At 41.1% G+C, this 19,028-nt stretch carries 17 protein-coding genes; 3 read left to right on the top strand and 14 right to left on the bottom strand.

Annotated features, from left to right (window positions below):
• Positions 1-35: 35 nt before the first annotated feature.
• The 4 genes from nhaD to SFRI_RS15390 form a co-directional block, all read right to left on the bottom strand.
• Positions 36-1,283: a sodium:proton antiporter NhaD gene (nhaD, locus tag SFRI_RS15405; protein ID WP_011638429.1), complete on the bottom strand. Its 1,248-nt coding sequence runs from the start codon at positions 1,281-1,283 to the stop codon at positions 36-38.
• 324 nt (positions 1,284-1,607) lie between these two features.
• Positions 1,608-2,894, bottom strand: coding sequence for a glutamate-1-semialdehyde 2,1-aminomutase (gene hemL, locus SFRI_RS15400; RefSeq protein ID WP_011638428.1), 1,287 nt, complete (start codon positions 2,892-2,894; stop codon positions 1,608-1,610).
• A gap of 26 nt (positions 2,895-2,920) precedes the next feature.
• Positions 2,921-3,940, bottom strand: a complete 1,020-nt coding sequence (locus tag SFRI_RS15395) for an aspartate carbamoyltransferase (RefSeq protein ID WP_011638427.1) — start codon at positions 3,938-3,940, stop codon at positions 2,921-2,923.
• Between the two features lie 506 nt (positions 3,941-4,446).
• Entirely contained in the window at positions 4,447-6,171 is a 1,725-nt protein-coding gene (locus tag SFRI_RS15390) for a chloride channel protein (RefSeq protein ID WP_011638426.1), read from the bottom strand.
• A 323-nt stretch (positions 6,172-6,494) separates the two neighbouring features.
• Here SFRI_RS15390 and SFRI_RS15385 point away from each other — a divergent pair, with 323 nt between their 5' ends.
• Positions 6,495-7,268, top strand: coding sequence for a DUF6776 family protein (locus SFRI_RS15385; protein WP_011638425.1), 774 nt, complete (start codon positions 6,495-6,497; stop codon positions 7,266-7,268).
• Between the two features lie 21 nt (positions 7,269-7,289).
• Complete coding sequence (gene erpA / locus SFRI_RS15380) at positions 7,290-7,640, top strand: iron-sulfur cluster insertion protein ErpA (protein ID WP_011638424.1); 351 nt, start codon at positions 7,290-7,292, stop codon at positions 7,638-7,640.
• A 402-nt stretch (positions 7,641-8,042) separates the two neighbouring features.
• On the opposite strand, the gene SFRI_RS15375 is transcribed toward erpA, so the two are convergent.
• The 4 genes from SFRI_RS15375 to SFRI_RS15360 all read right to left on the bottom strand — a co-directional run bounded on the left by SFRI_RS15375 (position 8,043) and on the right by SFRI_RS15360 (position 11,702).
• The gene (locus SFRI_RS15375; protein WP_011638423.1) at positions 8,043-8,507 is read right to left on the bottom strand and encodes a hypothetical protein; all 465 of its coding nucleotides are present in this window, start codon (positions 8,505-8,507) and stop codon (positions 8,043-8,045) included.
• A gap of 6 nt (positions 8,508-8,513) precedes the next feature.
• The gene (locus SFRI_RS15370; RefSeq protein WP_041413166.1) at positions 8,514-8,900 is read right to left on the bottom strand and encodes a DUF2750 domain-containing protein; all 387 of its coding nucleotides are present in this window, start codon (positions 8,898-8,900) and stop codon (positions 8,514-8,516) included.
• A gap of 114 nt (positions 8,901-9,014) precedes the next feature.
• Positions 9,015-10,127: an anhydro-N-acetylmuramic acid kinase gene (locus SFRI_RS15365; RefSeq protein WP_011638421.1), complete on the bottom strand. Its 1,113-nt coding sequence runs from the start codon at positions 10,125-10,127 to the stop codon at positions 9,015-9,017.
• Between the two features lie 36 nt (positions 10,128-10,163).
• Positions 10,164-11,702: a peptidoglycan DD-metalloendopeptidase family protein gene (locus tag SFRI_RS15360; protein ID WP_011638420.1), complete on the bottom strand. Its 1,539-nt coding sequence runs from the start codon at positions 11,700-11,702 to the stop codon at positions 10,164-10,166.
• Positions 11,703-11,827: 125 nt separating this feature from the next.
• On the opposite strand from SFRI_RS15360, the gene tyrS reads away from it, so the two are divergent.
• The gene (gene tyrS, locus SFRI_RS15355) at positions 11,828-13,024 is read left to right on the top strand and encodes a tyrosine--tRNA ligase (RefSeq protein WP_011638419.1); all 1,197 of its coding nucleotides are present in this window, start codon (positions 11,828-11,830) and stop codon (positions 13,022-13,024) included.
• A gap of 94 nt (positions 13,025-13,118) precedes the next feature.
• On the opposite strand, the gene SFRI_RS15350 is transcribed toward tyrS, so the two are convergent.
• The 6 genes from SFRI_RS15350 to SFRI_RS21710 all read right to left on the bottom strand — a co-directional run bounded on the left by SFRI_RS15350 (position 13,119) and on the right by SFRI_RS21710 (position 19,000).
• A complete protein-coding gene (locus tag SFRI_RS15350) occupies positions 13,119-13,529 on the bottom strand; it encodes a nuclear transport factor 2 family protein (protein WP_081430168.1) in 411 nt (136 codons plus the stop codon).
• Positions 13,530-13,596: 67 nt separating this feature from the next.
• Positions 13,597-14,223, bottom strand: coding sequence for a trimeric intracellular cation channel family protein (locus SFRI_RS15345; protein ID WP_011638417.1), 627 nt, complete (start codon positions 14,221-14,223; stop codon positions 13,597-13,599).
• The gene (locus SFRI_RS15340; RefSeq protein ID WP_011638416.1) at positions 14,220-14,609 is read right to left on the bottom strand and encodes a DUF2721 domain-containing protein; all 390 of its coding nucleotides are present in this window, start codon (positions 14,607-14,609) and stop codon (positions 14,220-14,222) included. The genes SFRI_RS15345 and SFRI_RS15340 overlap by 4 nt, the downstream gene beginning before the upstream one ends.
• Before the next feature lie 198 nt (positions 14,610-14,807).
• The gene (locus SFRI_RS15335) at positions 14,808-15,815 is read right to left on the bottom strand and encodes a cobalamin biosynthesis protein CobD/CbiB (protein ID WP_011638415.1); all 1,008 of its coding nucleotides are present in this window, start codon (positions 15,813-15,815) and stop codon (positions 14,808-14,810) included.
• An 83-nt stretch (positions 15,816-15,898) separates the two neighbouring features.
• Positions 15,899-16,591, bottom strand: coding sequence for a 5'-methylthioadenosine/adenosylhomocysteine nucleosidase (locus tag SFRI_RS15330; RefSeq protein WP_011638414.1), 693 nt, complete (start codon positions 16,589-16,591; stop codon positions 15,899-15,901).
• Between the two features lie 144 nt (positions 16,592-16,735).
• Positions 16,736-19,000 carry a putative bifunctional diguanylate cyclase/phosphodiesterase gene (locus SFRI_RS21710; RefSeq protein WP_011638413.1) on the bottom strand — a complete coding sequence of 755 codons (2,265 nt, stop codon included), beginning with the start codon at positions 18,998-19,000 and terminating at the stop codon, positions 16,736-16,738.
• Between the last annotated feature and the right edge of the window lie 28 nt (positions 19,001-19,028).

Here is a 19,028-nt window from a genome sequence, read left to right as displayed (position 1 = left end):
ATTAGCGCCTTTGTTTTATTTGAAAAATCGTAATATTAGCCGTGAATGTTATTGGCTAAAAACAGCGTTAATCCATAACCTATGCAGTAGCATAATAGTAATGCTGGAACATATTTTAAGTAGCTTACAAATGTTAGTTCTTCAACTTTACTCATCGCGATGATGCCTGACGCCGAGCCGATGATTAATAACGATCCGCCTACACCAACCGAATAGGTTAAGCCTAACCATTGCGCTGTTGTCAGTACAGGATCCGCTTTTAATAACGCTGCGGTTAATGGCACGTTGTCTAATAGTGCAGAGCCTACACCGGTAAAGAAGTTAGAAATGCTTGGGTTATACATGCCATAGACTTCAGTTAATAGGTTAAGTGTACCAATCTCTTTAAGCATACCAACCAGTAACAAGATACCTAAGAAGAACAGTAGGGTGTCGAACTCAACTTGGCGAATGTATTCTAATACTTGAACTTCTTCGGTTTTACTCTTGTTAGTGCGACCCACCAAGAACATTACCGATAAGCCAAATAAGAAAGTTAATACAGGAGGAACGCCAAATAGCACGTTAAGTACCATGGTTAATACTATGGTGGTGAAGAAAATTACTCCGATGACAATATCAACGGTATTGTAATTTTGCTCAATTGGAGTCGTACTCACATGACCTTCAGCTTTGAGAGAAAACAATATTGCTAGGAGCATGACGCTAATGCCTGCAGGAATAAACAGGATTAACAACTCAGAAATATGCACTTTACCGGCAAGGAAAATCATCAAAGTAGTGACATCGCCTGTGATTAAAGCAACCCCGCCAGAGTTCACCGCAAAGATAATTAACACTGCCATACGGCGACGCATTTGTTTGTCTAAATTAAAGGTTGTTAGTAAACCTAATGACACGAGGGTGGCAGTCACGTTGTCACAAAAAGTCGACAGCACTAACGAAAACATCCCCACTTGGATCATCAACATGCGAACAGACACTTGCTGTGGAAATATTTTTTGCACCAATACTTGGATCATGCCTTTAGCATTTAGGTAAGCAACAAAGGTCATAGTTGACATTAAAAACAGCCATAATGTGGCAATTTCTAATAAGTTTTCATTGAGTTCTTCACCCACGAGTTTACTTTTTTCTGGGCTGCCAGAAGCAATAAACAAGGTGATCCAAGCTATACAGCCAAGGAACAAGGTGGTTTTGGCTTTATTAATATGGGTAACTTCTTCGAGCACGATACTTAACAGCGCAAGCACTGCAAGTGAGATGAGAAAGGTATGTAGCATGACTGCAATTCCAACTTTGTGTTGTAGGTAATCAACATCATTACCATGAATTTTTGCTAACCTAATTCAGTCTTTATTTTAAGGTTGAATTAAGCTTTCCGTTTGGCGGGGCGATCACATCACACCACGGGCATTTTCGCAATATAGATCACAGTTTTTTTCGTTAATTATCGACCAAAGTCGTGGATAAAATAATGAACTCGGAGAAAGGGGATAGAAATTTGTTAACACAAATAAAAATAGGATAAACAACTTAGTTATTTATCCTATTTTTGTTACCAACAGTTTGCTTAACCTAAAATGAGGTTAAGCGATGAAGTTGCTTTATTTCATTGCCGCAAAAATGCGATCAACAGCAGCTAAAGTATATTCAATTTCAGCATCACCATGAGCCATAGACATGAAGCCTGCTTCATAAGCACTTGGCGCTAAATAAATACCTTCATCTAACATGGCATGGTAGAAATGACGGAAATGCTCCATGTTGCATTTTGTGACTTGGGCAAACGAGGTCATTGGCGTGTTATCTTCAGTAAAGAAGAAACCAAACATGCCACCCACATAAGTAATATTTAATGGAATACCATGTTTGTCTGCTGCGGCTTTAAAGCCTTCTGCAACCCGCTTTGTTTTGTCAGCTAGTGCTTCATATAAACCGGGTTCACACAATGCATCCATTTGCGCTAAGCCTGCCGACATCGCAATAGGATTACCAGATAACGTACCCGCTTGATAGACAGGGCCTGTCGGTGCGATAAATTGCATAACATCTTTACGGCCACCAAATGCGCCCACAGGCATGCCGCCGCCAATCACTTTACCTAGTGTGGTTAAGTCTGGCGTTACACCGTAGTGACCTTGTGCGCCGCTCATAGATACACGGAAGCCGGTCATCACTTCATCAATAATCAGTAACGCACCGAATTCATCACAAATTGTACGTAAACCTTGTAAAAACCCTTCCACTGGTGGAATACAGTTCATGTTGCCGGCAACAGGCTCAAGGATGATACAAGCGATACTTTCAGGATTCTGTTCAAATATAGCGCGGACAGAATCAAGGTCGTTATAGGTTGCAGTTAAGGTGTGTTTAGCAAAATCTTCAGGAATGCCAGGAGAGCTTGGTTGTCCTAACGTTAATGCACCAGAACCTGCTTTTACTAATAAGCAGTCAGCATGACCATGGTAGCAGCCTTCAAATTTTAAAATGTTGTCACGGTTAGTAAAACCACGGGCTAAACGAATTGCACTCATGGTGGCTTCAGTGCCTGAACTGACCATACGAACTTGTTCTATTGATGGCACCATCGAAATGACTTTTTCAGCCATTTTCACTTCAAGTTCAGTCGGCGCACCAAATGACAAGCCATTATCAACCGCGTCTAATACCGCTTGGCGAATTTTAGGGTGGTTATGGCCTAAAATCATCGGTCCCCATGAACCTACATAATCGATGTACTTTTTACCATCGGCATCAAAAATATAAGCGCCATCAGCTTTTTCAATGAACAAAGGTGAACCACCGACACCATTAAAGGCGCGTACAGGTGAATTAACGCCACCAGGAATGGTTTTTTTAGCCTGTTCAAATAAAACTTCGGAACGGGTCATGTCTAATCCTTAATATTATGTGCCAATTATCTATCGGCTTTACGTGAATACCAGTTTACTGGGCACTCATACTTTTCGAGTTGGTTTGCAACTCCCAATGTTAATGCAAAAAGTGCCATACGTATGAGTAAGCCGTTGTCGGCTTGTCTAAAAATAGCCAAACTTGGATGGCTGTTTAAATCATTGTCGAGTTCATTTGCTTGCGCGCGTGAATCACGAGGTAATGGATGCATAATCACCGTATTTGATTTGCAATGCTGCGTATAAATATTGTGATTTAAGCGAAACTTACCACGGTATTTATTGGCTTCTTCCTGTGACGGAAAGCGCTCTTCTTGAATACGGGTAAGATATAAAATATCCGCATTATGTAAATTACCTTCAAGTTGTTCGGTTATTGTGATCTTATGGCCAGCATTTTCAATGTCGGCGATCACATAGTCAGGCATTGCTAGCTCACTTGGCGATATCAATGTGAACTTAATGTCCTTATGCATACAAAGTAAGCGCGAGAGTGAATGCACGGTGCGACCATATTTTAAGTCACCCACCATGGCAATGTGCATACCATCGATACCCATACCTGAATGGCTTAATTCTTTTTTGATGGTAAACAAGTCCAGCAAGGCTTGAGTTGGATGTTCATTTGGCCCATCACCGCCATTGATTACTGGCACTCGGCTGCCTTCAGCAAACTCTTTGACGGAGTAGGCATCTGGATGACGCATAGCAATCACATCAGAATAGGTCGAGAGCACTCGGGCGGTATCGTAAAGCGACTCGCCTTTAGATAATGACGATGATGCCATTCCTGTGGTTTCTCTTACATGTCCGCCAAGTAAATTGAAGGCACAGCCAAAGCTGACACGAGTTCGGGTGCTGGGTTCAAAAAACAGATTGCCTAAAATGGCACCTTCCAACACTTTGGTGCGTTTTTCACGCAAAGCATAAGGGGTCATTTTGTTAGCGACGTTGAAAATAGTGTTAATCGAATCCAGATCTAACTGGTTTACTGAAAGGATATGTGAACCTTCGAACTGTGTCATCAGCCTGATTTCCAAAGTTTGGGGGCAAAATATTCACCAGAACAGCATGCTATTTTACCGTATTATTATATAGAGTGTTATAGAGATTATGTGTAGGGTGGCTGAGGCAAAATTGTAGCAGAAAATAACCACCAGATAAATATAATAACCGTGCCGAACTTTGAGATTCACTTGCTGCTATGAAGAACATTCAGAGGGCTTTAGTGTATATTTTAACTGAATTGAGTTGCTCGACTTTATGATTAATTTAGCAGCTGAATGAGCTGCATACTTACAGACCCTCTCAAACTTCATAACGCTAAGGCAGCCTCTTTTTGGGTAACTTAACGTTTGTTGAATCGCTTATTATCCCAATATTTAAGCATTCTAGTTTTCTTGTAAAATAACCTGCTTCAAGGTGTTAATGTGTCTTGCTAGCCAATAGGCCTATTTTATAAATAGATAGATTGAATTGGTTTATTCCATTCGGTATCTCAGTGAGAGGTTATACCGAGGATCGGTTGGGACTATACCTGACCTGAGCGAATTTCTTGAAGTAAATTAGCCCAACTTATTACCCCAACCACTTTTTGATTCGTGCCTCGATAGATATACACTTCGCCGGAGCGTTTCGCGACCAGTGCCTCATAGGCTTCATTTAAGGTGGCAGTGTCAGGTAACCCCGGCATAGGAAGACGTGATAGCGTGGTCGAATCTTCAAAGGACTGCATTTCAAGGCGCAGCATTTCAATTTCTCCCTCAGCATTACGCACTAGTACTGGGCGACCGGCTGCCCGTTTTAGTACTTCAAGTAGCAGTTCATCATCATCATTCACAATGACAAATCGCTTATCCATTAACACTCTAACACCTTTCTTTTGCAACCCTTGATTAAGCGGAGCGACTTTGTAACCAAGCCCCATAATATCTAGTTGTTTTAGCAAGATAGAGTTAGTGTTAAATCCTTGATACGCGACCAAAAATGCTGGAATGGTGACAAACATGGCCGGTAAAATAATCGAAGCATCGTTGGTTAATTCAAGAAGTGCAACTAATGCTGCTAGGGGGGCACTCAGGCAAACCCCCATCATCGCCGTCATCCCAATCACGGTATATAGCCCAACATAAGGCGCAATTGACGGAAATATTATGCTACTGACTAGAGCTAGAATTGCTCCGATTAATGCGCCAATACCATAGAGAGGGCCGATGAGTCCGCCTGGTACGCCAAAGCCAATAGCCGCAATGGTCGCCAACATTTTTGCTAATAACAGCGCGATTAAAAACAGTAAACTAGGATGCTCACTAATGGCTTCATTAATGGCGAAATCGCCTGAGCCTAATGCCTGTGGCATGACTAAACCAACTAGCGTTGTGACTACAGCAGCAATGAGCAGTCGATAAATTAATGGCCAGTGCTGGCCTGTCGCAGTAACTTTCATCAGTGAAAAATTAAATAGGGCAGCGACACATCCCAGCGCAAGCCCGCCAATGAGTAAAATAGGATAATGATCGAGCGGAATATGGATCACATTGATCAAATCGTATTCGTGAATATTACCAAACACAAGTTGGCTTGATACCGCGCCGCAAATGGCAGATAGCATGATAGGGAAGAAGTAATGAATTTTGTACTCTCGTACAATGACTTCAAACACAAACAAAACCGCAGCAAGTGGCGCGTTAAAGGTGGCGGCAATACCGGCGGCAATACCGCTAGCACACATAATGCGTACGCTATTGTCTGGTAATGAAAACTTCTCAGCCATAACACTGGCGCTCACTGCGCCTAAGTGAATCGCAGGGCCTTCTTTTCCGACTGAGAAATTGGTCATCAGCGCGATTAATGCTTGGAAAAACTGTCCAGCAGCTGATTGAAGCGGTACCTTACCGTAGTGCAATTTAAATCGATGCAATACATAAGCAATGCCCATGCGCCGGTATCGCTTTGATCCCAACAATGACAGCAACCAAATAAGCAATGCGCCAATTAAAGGTAAGTAGGATCGCCAATCGCTTAAGGTTGAGCTAAAGCTCATGGAATCTGCATGTAGGTATTGTTCTGCCCACACCAAGCTTAACCGGAATAAGATGATCACTAGTGAGGCAATGATGGCAAACAACAGTGCGAGTGCACAAAGTTGCACACTAATTTTAGCCTGAGATAACTTATCTCTAAATTCGTTACGTAGATATTTGCGCGTAGCTCTTTTGGCGTGAATAATAGCGGCTTTATTTATCTTAAATTGCACGGTTTGACTCTAAGGTCTGTGGATATTTTAGGGTTGTCTTTGGCAGTTGTTTATTGATTGGCCGATAACGCGTATGTGTCATGTTATTACTCTCCATCAATTTGCACTAACGCCCTTTAACAAGTCAAAGTACGGCTTGAACATGTCTGTTTTAGCTTTTTACGTTGGGTGGTAAAGCTTCATTTGGCAAGCGAATTATTATCATTAGCACCTTATTTACAATGCATAGGATTTGAACAAGATGTTAAGCTCTACAGAAAAATAAGCACTACGCAAATAAGCTTCATCAAGCATACTGTATTTTATTAAAAGGTTGTAACGTAATGTTAAATTATCACCGCTGGTTAGACAGACTGCAAGTTTTAGAACGTAAAAACCGGACTTCAAGCATATACTTAATCGGATTAATGATCGTATGTTTTTTGTTAGGAGCTATAAGTTTTAACCTATGGCTTTCATTTGCACCAGAGGCTACACCTAATAGCGCCAGTGGTAAGCGTAAATTATTGCAAGAACTCGAGACGCAAGCGCAAGCGCTTGCAAGTCGAAATTTAGCGTTAAGTATTGCTGATAATGCCAATAAAGAAATGCAAGAAATGTTTAGTCAGCAATTATCTGAACAGAAAGCGTTAGAAAAAGAATTAGCATTTTATCGCAGTGTTATGGTTACCGATGCTGATGTTGAAGGGGTGGCAATTCATGGGGTGGAATTATCTCAAGGTGTAGCTTCCGAGCAATATCAGTTACGATTAATCTTAACCCAGTTGCAAAAACGCAAAGTGAAAGTGAAAACCAACGCCACTGTATTGTTGCTCGGCACACTAAATGGCGGGCCAGCTGAACTGTCTTTGAGCGAGTTAATTAATAAAAAGCTGGAATTTGAGTTCAATTACTTTCAAATTATGGACAGCGATTTTGTGCTGCCAAGTGGTTTTAATTTACAACGAATTATGGTCAAAGTGAAGGTCGCTGCGAGTCGTGGGATAAAAGGCGGTGAGATTGAACAAGTGTTTAATGTGCCAGAGCTATTGATGGGTGAAAAAGAACTGCGGGTAATACTTGAACAAAATAGTCAGGTAAAGGATAATTCTCAGTAGAAACCGAAGTAAGAGGTAGTAATGACTGAACAAGTTGATGCAACAATGCCGATCCAATTTACCGATGCGGCGGCGATAAAAGTAAAAGGTCTGTTAGAAGAAGAACAGAATCCTGAATTAAAGCTACGTGTATATGTAACAGGTGGCGGTTGCTCTGGTTTTCAGTATGGCTTTACATTCGATGAAAAAGTCAACGAAGGTGATTTCACCATTGAAAAGCAAGGTGTGCAGTTGGTTGTTGATCCAATGAGTCTTCAGTACCTTGTTGGTGGTGAAGTGGATTATACATCGGGTCTTGAAGGTTCACGCTTTTTTGTTAAAAACCCTAATGCGACCACGACATGTGGCTGCGGGGCTAGTTTCTCAGTGTAATGAGTTTCACTGCAGCAATAAACCACGCTATAGACGAGATTACTCTCTCACTTTAGAATGGATTTATATAATAAAAAGCCGTCTTTCGACGGTTTTTTTGATTTCTGGACAACATCTTTGAATAATACCAATTCCACTAATTATCTGGTCATTCAGCGGGAATTCTGTGCCTTCTAGGCAAATAATAGGATTGTAGGCATAGTTGCTCTACGTCAAAATGCTATTAAGCAGCATAGAAGGCACAGAAACCCGCCTTGCAGGAGACGCTCAGACAGTCCATTTCTTTGTTGCATTGCTTTAAAAGGGAATAACCATTGTTTCAACAATGCGCCTCAAACTGAACAGTCTGAGCGACTCTGATTGGTCACATAATTAATGGAAATGGTATAATACAACCGCTTATCAGCTACTCATAATATTGAGGTTCATTCGCGGTTTAAACCACGCTTTCACTTTGGTATTAAAGCTAATCCACACTTGTACAATACCTAACGTAATCAGCACCGAGTATATAAGCCAATCAGGCACTACGGCTTGAAATAAACCAAAATCAAATGTCGTTGGTCCGGCAACCAAATTATCAGGGTCATACATTATAATCGGTAGCAGGCTATACAACAGCAGTTGCAAGAGACAGTAAACCCGCAGTAGATATAAGCCCGCTTTTTGGCGACCGATAATTGCTAATACCATCATCAAGGTCAAAATGCATAACATTGCACTTAACTCTGATAGTGAACTGGCGGCCATTAATCCACTGATGGACGATAATGTATAGATAACCATTAAGCCAATAAGTCGTTTAGGTAAACGTGGTTTGACGGTTACCTTATCTACTTCGTTTGATTCAGAGCTGATTATTGTCATAACACATTAATGCTTTTGTTGTTTCTTTGGTGAAATGCGTTCGTTCATTTCAAACGGCGGCACAACGACACCTAAGTCTTCTTGTACTGGGAACACTGCAATAAATAAATCATCATCTTCCATGCCGCTCACCCAACGTTCTTGAAACTCGTCTAGTGGAATAGCTAATGGTTCACAGTCTTTCCATTCATCAACAGCCCAAAGTGCAGCCGTTTCTTCAGATGGCCACATTGGAATACAATCTTCATCTTCAGTGGTTAACATTACGCAACCATCTTGATCTTGAAGTGTCCAAATGATTTTTTCTGATTTAATTTGTTCAACCATATAATCGTAACGGCCTTCTGGCGTTAAATTCATCAGTTCAGACACACTTTTGGTTTTGTTGCTCATATTGACTCTCATCTTAAGTTACGGCTTTGCCCAATTTCAAACGATTGGGCAAATTTGTGGGCATCATAACATTGAGGCCACAATTGCAAAAGTAAACCGCACATATTGGTGTATTTATCTTGCTTTAAAGCGGCCACCTAATATAGCAGTGCGTGACGCACCCGTGACGGCCGGTAAGTTTGCGGGTAAATCATGGTGATAACGCATTGCTAACCATGCAAAAGCAATCCCTTCAACCCATTTAGCATCAACACCTAAAGCGCTGGTAGTATCGACTTTATAGCCGGGAACCAAAGTGGCTAGTCGCTGCATTAAGGCTTTATTTAACGCGCCACCGCCGCAAACAAACAATTCCCCATTGGGTGACAATTTATTAATGTCATTGGCAATACTATGACAAGTAAGGTCAAGTAATGTGGATTGAATATCTTGTTGATCCAAATGACTATAGTCAGCGAGTTGTTGCTCAAGCCAAGCTCGATTAAATAGCTCTCGGCCAGTGCTTTTGGGGTAGGCTAGTGAAAAATAAGAGTGTGATAATAACTGCTTGAGTAAGTCTGGATGAGTAGTACCAGAATCTGCCCAAGCACCATCTTCATCAAAAGGTTGGTTTAAGTTTTGTTGAATAAAGGCATCAATTAAGTTGTTACCTGGGCCTGTATCAAAACCTAACACTTGTTCACTATTGCCGGGTAAATAAGTGATATTGGCAATGCCGCCAATGTTTAAAATAACTCTTGAGTGGCCAGGTTGAGCAAATACTTGTTGATGAAACGCCGGAACTAACGGTGCGCCTTGGCCACCAAGGGCGATATCTTTACGTCTAAAATCAGCAATAACATCGATATTGGTTTCAATGGCAATGGTGTTTGGGTCGCCAATTTGCAAGGTAAAGCCCATTTCTAAATTGGGCATGTGACGCACGGTTTGTCCATGAGAACCAATCGCGATAACCTCCGCGGCAGTCACTGTTGTTTTCGCTAATAAGTGATTAACGGCTTGAGCAAACAATTTGCCGACACTGCGATCGAGCCTGCCTAAGCGGTTTATTTCATCAGTCTCGGGTTGACATAAACGCTGTAAGCCTTTTAATAAATGCGCAGGAATAGCTTCTGTATGGCTGGCGATTAGCACGGGGTGTTCGGCCGAAAAATCAACCAACACCGCATCCACACCATCCATGCTTGTGCCTGACATTAGACCGATAAAATATTCTGGCTTAGACATGAAGTGACTCTCTGTAAGCAGCAATTAAACCGTTTATTAATTACTTGCCAATTGCTGTTGTTGATTTGATTTTAGTTTTGTCATCAATTGCTTGCTGAGTGCAGCGAATTTGTTCTTCTCTCTGCGATCAATTGGCATTGATTTAGGTAAATCGATAGTTCGTGGATTGCGATGAACCCCATTTACAATAAATTCATAATGTAAATGAGCGCCAGTGACTCGGCCTGTTTTACCCAGAGTACCGATTATTTGGCCTTGTTTAACCGTTTCACCACGATTTACTTTGCGCTTAGTTAAATGTAAATACTTAGTGGTGTAGGTTTCGTTGTGCTTAATGAAGACATAGTTGCCATTAAACTGGTTATAACCAGCCTCAACCACTTTACCTTTACCAGCCGCTTTAATCGGCGTGCCAATGGCGGCGACATAATCAACACCGCGGTGGGCTTTAATTTGCCCTGTTACTGGGTGCAAGCGACGCGGGTTAAAGTTAGAACTGACATATTTAAAGTCTACTGGCGAACGTAAAAAGGCTTTACGCATGCTACTGCCATTCTCTGAATAGTATTCACCGTCGGTATAACGTACTGCGGTGTAACGTTCCCCTTGGTTAATAAACTCTGCCGCGAGAATATTGCCATTACGTAAAAATTGACCGTCGGCGTATTCTTGTTCAAATAACAACGAAAAGTGATCGCCTTTGCGAATATCGAGGGCAAAGTCGACATCCCAACCAAAAATATTGGCCAACTCCATAATGTGGTTACCAGACAAGCCTGCATCGGCAGCGGCATTCCAAAAGTTGCTTTTAATATTGGCGCTAATAAACGAGGTGCGATTAACGACTTCTTTAGTGTTCACCGTTTCTTTGTATTGTTCATTATGTTGACTGATAATTAAGGTCGACACTTTATCCATGCGGTAGGTTAATTCTTGTAATTCACCTTGGGCATTTTTACTGATGGCGATTTCTTCGCCCGGCATAATTTTTAGCAGATTCTTTTTCGCTAAGGGTAATTGAGTAATGTCATAGACATCTTTAGCGCTGAGTCCTGCACGGCTAAATAAGCCGCCTAAGGTATCGCCTTTAGCGACTTCATAGTATTCAACACTATAATCATCGTTAGCCGCTTGTTGTTTTATTTTGGCTTTTTGAGTGGCAACTTGCTGATCGAGATCATTAATCATGCCATCGATATCAGAAGTACTGGTTTGCAACATGGCAAGATGTTGGGAAAATGCTTCATCGTCAGGAGTTTCGCCACTGCTTACTTCTTCACTATTATCACTTGATGCAAGGGCATCATTTGATATGAAATCAGTCGATTCATCATCAACGATACGGTCATTATGACTCGGTGCAGTTGGGGTGCGAAAGGCTAAGGGAATAGCATAACGTTCATTGGTTTCTATATCTGATTTGTCAGCAGATTGACTTACCAATCGGGTTTGTTTAGATGCTTGAGCGTCTTCCGATGGAAACATCAGAATAAATGTCGTTAGAATCACCAGTAAAGATAATGTGATTTGATGTGCTTTTGGCAGCAATGTGAATAAAGTAAGAAGCTTTGCCATTGACTCTGTTACCAATTTCTCTCTTTCGTTATTATCCGCTAAGTGTACACTCTTTCATTTGCTGTGGCTAACAAGTAACATAGACCTCTTTATTTTTTGTGCAAGCCCTGGGAGTTGCAGTAGAGATGGCGAATTTAGATCAAGTATTGGCAGAGATTAAGCGCGGTACCGATGAGATATTACTTGAAGCGGATTTGCTTGAGAAACTCAAAGAAGGGCGTCCATTACGCATCAAGTTAGGTGCAGATCCTACCGCTCCAGATATTCATTTAGGTCACACGGTCATCTTGAATAAAATGCGTACTTTTCAAGAGCTTGGTCACGAAGTGATTTTTTTGATTGGTGACTTTACCGGTATGGTCGGTGATCCTAGTGGTAAAAACAGCACCCGTCCGCCACTGACTCGTGAACAAGTGCTTGCTAACGCAGAAACCTATAAAGAGCAGGTCTATAAAATTTTAGACCCAGCAAAAACCCGCATCGAATTTAATTCTAGCTGGTTAGAGCCATTAGGCGCTGCTGGCATGATCCGCTTAGCATCACAGCAAACCGTTGCCCGGATGATGGAGCGCGACGACTTTAAAAAGCGTTATGCATCAGGTCAATCTATTGCGATCCATGAATTTATGTACCCTTTATTACAAGGTTACGATTCAGTTGCATTGAAAGCCGATGTTGAATTAGGCGGAACAGATCAAAAGTTTAACCTGCTTATGGGCCGTGAACTGCAAAAATCTGAAGGCCAAAAGCCGCAGACTGTCATCATGATGCCATTGCTTGAAGGGTTAGATGGCGTTAAGAAAATGTCTAAATCGGCGCATAATTATATTGGTGTGAGCGAGCCTGCCAACGAAATGTTTGGCAAACTGATGTCGATTTCTGATGACTTAATGTGGCGTTATCTTGAACTGTTGTCATTCCGTCCGTTAACTGAATTAGCCCAATTCAAGTTAGACGTTGAAAATGGCACAAACCCACGCGACATCAAGATTTTGTTAGCCAAAGAAATCATTGCTCGTTTTCATGATGAAGAGCAAGCACAAGCGGCACATCAAGCTTTTATCGACCGTTTTCAAAAAGGTGCCATCCCTGATGACATCGAAGAAGTGGTATTAGAAGCGGGAGAAGGCATAGCAATTGCTAACTTACTTAAAGATGCAGGCCTTGTGGGTTCAACCTCTGACGGTATACGTATGATTAAGCAAGGCGCAGTTAAAATGGATGGCGAGAAGATTGAAGACAGTCGCCAAATTTTTAATGCAGGTCTTGAAGCGGTATTCCAAGTGGGTAAACGCAAATTTGCTAAAGTGATTTTAAAGTAATCACGAATGTTAACGAATAAAAAACGGCTTATCACTAAGCCGTTTTTTTATGTCTGATACATGGTCAATCGATGATTAATTGATGCGGGCAACATTACTGAGATTCAAGTTGGTCAGACATGGTCTGGTAATCCATTAAGTCCATTTGTTCAATTAAGCGCTCAGTATTGTTATCAAATTTTAGTGTGGTGACGCCTGGTACTGCAAGGTCGATAATTTTACCGGGTTTACCATATTGATCGCCGGGACCTCGTAATCGGTAACTGCCGATAATCACCACGAGAGAGCCGGTATTAAACATGTGTTCTACGTTTAAGCGGTATTCTAATACGCCTTCGTGAGCCCGTTGTAAAAACGCAATAATATGCCGACCACCAGTGTAAGTCGTATTGGCTGTTTTATCGTAAAATACTGTGTCGCGAGAGTAGAAACGACGCAGGACGGTATAGTCATGATCCGTGAGCGCTTCCATGTATTGCATCGCAAGTTGTTGTTCTCGTGGCATATCGCCAATATTGGCTTTGCTCGGAAAGCTCAATAGCAAACAGCATAATATGAAGATTATTCGCACATTAAATTCTCTTTGTTTTCAAATCAAAAGCCGGTAAAGATAAGTGCCAGCGGATAGCACTCAGACGGATGATTAGCGTGCTGAACATAGCGATCAACATCGATGTCATGCTATCCATGCCGACAAATATGCTTAAGGTATAACAGATCCCTCCAACGATGGAAGCGGTTGCGTAAATTTCCGTTCGCAACACCATTGGAATTTGCCTACATAACAAATCTCGGATAATACCACCACCGACACCGGTTATTAATCCCATCACTACCGCGACCATACCAGATAATTCAAGCAATAAGGCTTTTTCTGCACCAATTACGGTAAATAGTGCTAAACCGAGTGCATCGGCAATAGATAATGAGCGTGGGGGTAATTTATGCGGTTTACGCACTAACACTAAGCAGGTTATTACGGTCGCAAGAATGACGAGCATATAATTAGGATCGCGGATCCAAAAAACTGGCGTGGCACCTATTAACGCATCGCGAATACTGCCGCCACCAATTGCAGTAACAGAAGCCAACACGATAACGCCAAAGGGGTCCATACGATGCTTGCCCGCAGCTAACGCTCCCGAAAGGGCAAATACCGCGGTACCACATAAATCAAAAAAATAGATCCACTGACTCATTTACTTAACTCTTCAAGGTGAATCGTGAGAGCATCGACTGAAATACGGATCTCGATTACAGATAAAATTAACGAATACAATAACAGTAATAAACTTAACCCAAAGACTACCGAACCAATTTGGTTAAAACCAACATAAATCAAAATCATGCAAAACACACATAGGGCAAAGCTGCTGACACCGGCTTCTTGCATTTTTCGGATGATAATAATGCGTTGGCGTAAGTTTTTAATTTGCTCGCCTTGCACCGGTTTTTTGTCGTTACTTAATTGTCGGATTAATGCCGCTAACGAAAAAAAACGATTAGTGTAGGCCAATAGCAATAAAGAAATTGCTGGGAATAATAATGCCGGAGTCGTTAACGATACATGTAAGTTGTTGAACAAAGCTATATTCCTAAACAGGTTTTTAAGCAGACAATAATCAATTTTTTGTTATTTAAAAGGTTAATATGTTGTAAAAATGCAATTACCTTGTGATGTAATATTCTTATATTAACAAGCGAATAAGTCGCACAGACAAAATAGACAAATATTGATTCATAATTGCTAAATAATAGCCTGTTTAAAACAAGATTTATACGTTTAAAGTAATCTTAATCCTGTCCATATTAATGGCAATAATAACGTTAAGCTTATCCAGAATAGGTTAGCGGTTTGTGTCACTGTGATTGCTTGGCTTATGTAACGATGATCTGGCAAGGGACCCGCTTTTACTTTTGGTAAATCGACCCGAATTGTCTTACCATTTTCGATAAATTGCTGGGGGCCACCAAGCTCTATTTTCAATAACTTAGCCGCTAACGCATAACTGCTGTAATGATTATTGAACTGATTTTTATTGGCTTGAGCTGATATTGGCTGCGAAAAAATAGACCTCATACCCAGTTGTCCAAACTGAATCGCTAACGAGCAATGCCATAACAAGGTTGGAATGAAAAAAATCACCCGATTGAATTGGCCAACAAAACTTGAAAAAATATGAAAGTTTGGATGATACGGTGGCCAGCAATGTTCTAATTGCCTTAACATCCGCACCACTAATGCCATGGTGGCGCCGCCTAAACTAAAAAACAATATGGTTGCTAAGGTGCCGTAAATGGGAGTGGTGAATAACTTCTCAATGGTGGTTTTACTTAAACCGACTTCAGACAACACTTGAGTATTTTGGCTTACCCATGGGGTGAGTAGTTGTTTTGCGTCCTGCTTATTACCCTTTTTTATTGCTGTAACGACCTTTTCTGCTACTGGTTTAAAAGCTGAATCACATAAACAAAAATACAAGATAATGAGTTCGAAAAACCATGGGTAGGCGGCAAGGCTGAGTAAGAAACTGACGATAATCCCGCTAGGTACTATCAAAATAAGTGTGGCTAAAATCCCAGCGATAAGTTGCTGGCTCACCGCTCGCTCTGGGTGGTTAACTTTACTGGAAATTAATACCGCTAAACGATTGAACCATAATAGGGGCTGTAAATCTCGGGGAATTGGCGCGAAGCGAGCTAATATTAATGCACAAAATAAAATACAACAGCTCTGAAGCAATCCGCCGTCTTGGCTCAGTAATTGAGGATTGAATAATTGATTGACCATAGATACTCAATAATGTGCTGTTGTATTGTTTATGAAGCGAGCTTAGCTCGGCCCATAGCGAGTCCGAGCTAAGTGTAGACCGATTACAGCTGTTGTAATAGAGCAATAACCATCATTGCTGAATGCATACCTGCTTTGATTATGTACGAGTCAAAATCAACTGGTGAGTCATTATTTGCATTGTCTGATAGCGAGCGAATAACTACAAATGGCACGTTAAACTGGTGACATACTTGTGCAATCGCTGCGCCTTCCATCTCACAAGCTGCCATTGTTGGAAAGTTTTCACGCATGACTTTTGTGCGAACAGGATCGCAAATAAAGCTGTCGCCAGTACAAATTAACCCTTCAATTGCCTTAACTTCACCTAATTCAGCGACAGCGCTTTTGGCCGCATTAACTAAGGTGCTATCAGGCATAAATGCAGCAGGTTGCTGAGCCATTTGGCCAATTTCATAACCAAACGCTGTCACGTCTACATCGTGATGACGCACTTCTGATGAAATAACAATATCGCCAATCGCCAATGAATCAACAAAACCGCCAGCAGAACCGGTGTTAATTACATGGGTAGCGGCAAACTTTTCGATTAACAATGTGGTCGCAATACTGGCTGCCACTTTACCGATACCTGAACGGGTTACTACCACGTCTTTACCGGCAATGCTGCCGCTAATAAATTCGATGCCAGCAATTGTTGTATGTACTGGATCTACAATAGCTTGAACTAAATGAACAACTTCTGGCTCCATTGCGCCAATAATACCGATTTTCATGAGTGAACCTTAACAGAATGAGCAAATACGAATGGGCGCTAATATACCATGGTCGCTTTAAGTTAGTAAAAAAGCCGACTCATTTTATTATTATGTATGTCACGTTTCATATGATTAGTTTCCTCATTATTTTTGTACTTATTGCTAAGCTTTTATTAAAGTGTCTTGATGCTCAAATACCAGTCCCTTTTGACTGACGTGAGCAAAAAATTGCTTTGGCGTAATGGGTTTTGAAAAATAAAACCCTTGAAATTCCTTACAGCCCATATCAGCCATAATCTTTACCTGTTCAGCTGTTTCTACGCCTTCTGAAACACATTTTATACTGAGTTCTTCACACATGTTATGAATGGCTCGGACAAGGCTTTGCTGACGAGCTGAAGTGGTAACTTGGCTTATTAGTGAACGGTCTAACTTAAGTTTATTGATAGGGTAGTCAGCTAAGCGCGCGATGTTGGAATAACCCACGCCAAAATCATCCACCGAGATAGTGAATCCCCATGATTGTAAGGTTTTCATTAATATTAACGAGTGAGCTTGATTGGCTTCTAATGAAGTTTCGGTTAACTCCAGCTCAATTTGTTTCGGGCTGACAGTAAAGTCTGCCAAATGCTTGACTAACTTAGACATAAAGTCAGTTTGGCTGAAGTCAATTAATGAGATATTAATCGCTACCGGTACACAGTTAAGCCCTTGCTGGGTCCATTGGTTGATTTGCGAGCAAACTTTTTGTACTACCAAATCCGTTAAACGGCTGATCATTCGGTACTCTTCTGCAATAGGGATAAATACCGCTGGTGATACAGTACCTAAAATGGGACTGTTCCATCGAGCCAACGCTTCAAGGCCGATACATTGTCCTGATGCAGTGACTTTAGGTTGATAATGAACGGTAAGCTCACCTTGTTGTAGTGCTTCATCGAGCAACATCGATATTTCATATTTCTCTAAAAAGCTTTGTGAATTGGTTTGGTCATATAAGCTAAATACATCGTGGGTATTGGCTAATTTAAGCGCCTCGATAGCATGAGCGACAACTTTACCGCTTGCATCTCCGTGTTCTGGGCAATGGGCAATACCAAATAGAAATGATTGCGAAGACTTAACTCCTAGTAAATTGTAATCTTCATCTAAAATATGTTTGATTTTAGGCAAGGCACTATAAAGATCCGTTTCGTTAAGGCTACCAAGAATAAAGGCAATTTTCCCTGGTCCAATATGAGCACATAATAAAGGTCCTTCAATATCGTTACGCAGCCGTTTAAAGGCTGTTTTAGTGATAGTTTGGGAATTATGGTTACCAAATTTTATATTTAAATAGTCGTTATTGGCGCTTTGAGCCACAACCACATAAAAGCCTTTTCGATATTTTGCTATTAGGCGGTCACATTGCAGTTCAAACCAATCTCGGTTCGGCAACTGTGTTTGTGCATCGCGATAACGTAGACGTCTGTTCTCTTGTTCCATGGCGGCCAAATTGGCTTTAATGCTCTGTTCTGCGCTGCAATCATGAAATTCATAAACACAAAAGTTAGCATCGGTTAGTTGCTGATGGACAACTCGCTGATAGGTATTATTGAAGTGCAATATTTGTTCTTGCTTAGCTGCGTCACAAGTTTTTAAGTTTGGCATGACAGACGAAAGCAATAACGTTTCGCTATTTAATGTTTTAGGTAATTTGAGTAAATCAATAGCTTGTTGGTTAGCATCAGTGATTTTCCCCATATCATCGACAATGATCTTCGGGGTAGTCGATTCTGCAAAAAAAGTGTGGTAAAGCTCATTTTTACTTTTTAGATAAGCGTTTGAATTTAATGTTGCCTCATTGAGACGTTTAGCTGCGACAATGGTTCTTGCTACTGCTAAAGGCACACAGATATTAAAAAATAGAAAAACCACTCCAGTAATATACCAACTTGCATCAGGGAGTTGCTTATTTATATTGGTATATTGAGACAGGTTGATATCATGCAAAATGATATAAAAGGGCGCGATGTTTAATAAGGCATAACAGATTGCCACTCTACGACCTAACAATATAAGTGCAATCGCTGGACAAACAAATATCAGCATACTGCCAATTTTCGCTAAGGTTAAGTCAGTTAGAGTTAAGTTCATTACAAAACTTGCCAACACTATGGCTACAAGGAGTAGATGTGCACAAGCATGATAAAATCGCTTACTGGCTAGTAGCAGTAAAAATAGTATCGAAGTGAAACCTAAGGTATTCGCGATAACCCATAAATAATTGAGCTGAAAGGCTGAGCTAAAGGTGTCAAACGTGATCGCAAGGCACAGTAATAAACCCGAGGATAAAATTATCCTTAGTGCACTTATTCGCCAGTTGTCTATTAACTCATTTGCATTGTTATCATCGCTAAGCAGGAAAAAATCATTCAGAAAACTCATACAATACTATGTGCTAATTACCATGATG

It is taken from the genome of Shewanella frigidimarina NCIMB 400 (genome assembly GCF_000014705.1).
GTDB lineage: Bacteria > Pseudomonadota > Gammaproteobacteria > Enterobacterales > Shewanellaceae > Shewanella > Shewanella frigidimarina.
This window is presented reverse-complemented; position numbering and strand designations above follow the sequence as displayed.

Coding starts and splice junctions, on each gene's coding strand:
- SFRI_RS15395 (WP_011638427.1), bottom strand. CDS start 3,940: ATGACACAGTTCGAAGGTTCACATATCCTTTCAGTAAACCAGTTAGAT.
- SFRI_RS15370 (WP_041413166.1), bottom strand. CDS start 8,900: ATGAGCAACAAAACCAAAAGTGTGTCTGAACTGATGAATTTAACGCCA.
- SFRI_RS15365 (WP_011638421.1), bottom strand. CDS start 10,127: ATGTCTAAGCCAGAATATTTTATCGGTCTAATGTCAGGCACAAGCATG.
- SFRI_RS21710 (WP_011638413.1), bottom strand. CDS start 19,000: ATGAGTTTTCTGAATGATTTTTTCCTGCTTAGCGATGATAACAATGCA.
- SFRI_RS15385 (WP_011638425.1), top strand. CDS start 6,495: ATGTTAAATTATCACCGCTGGTTAGACAGACTGCAAGTTTTAGAACGT.
- erpA (WP_011638424.1), top strand. CDS start 7,290: ATGACTGAACAAGTTGATGCAACAATGCCGATCCAATTTACCGATGCG.
- tyrS (WP_011638419.1), top strand. CDS start 11,828: ATGGCGAATTTAGATCAAGTATTGGCAGAGATTAAGCGCGGTACCGAT.
- hemL (WP_011638428.1), bottom strand. CDS start 2,894: ATGACCCGTTCCGAAGTTTTATTTGAACAGGCTAAAAAAACCATTCCT.
- SFRI_RS15360 (WP_011638420.1), bottom strand. CDS start 11,702: ATGGCAAAGCTTCTTACTTTATTCACATTGCTGCCAAAAGCACATCAA.
- SFRI_RS15330 (WP_011638414.1), bottom strand. CDS start 16,591: ATGAAAATCGGTATTATTGGCGCAATGGAGCCAGAAGTTGTTCATTTA.
- SFRI_RS15375 (WP_011638423.1), bottom strand. CDS start 8,507: ATGACAATAATCAGCTCTGAATCAAACGAAGTAGATAAGGTAACCGTC.
- SFRI_RS15335 (WP_011638415.1), bottom strand. CDS start 15,815: ATGGTCAATCAATTATTCAATCCTCAATTACTGAGCCAAGACGGCGGA.
- SFRI_RS15350 (WP_081430168.1), bottom strand. CDS start 13,529: ATGCCACGAGAACAACAACTTGCGATGCAATACATGGAAGCGCTCACG.
- nhaD (WP_011638429.1), bottom strand. CDS start 1,283: ATGCTACATACCTTTCTCATCTCACTTGCAGTGCTTGCGCTGTTAAGT.
- SFRI_RS15345 (WP_011638417.1), bottom strand. CDS start 14,223: ATGAGTCAGTGGATCTATTTTTTTGATTTATGTGGTACCGCGGTATTT.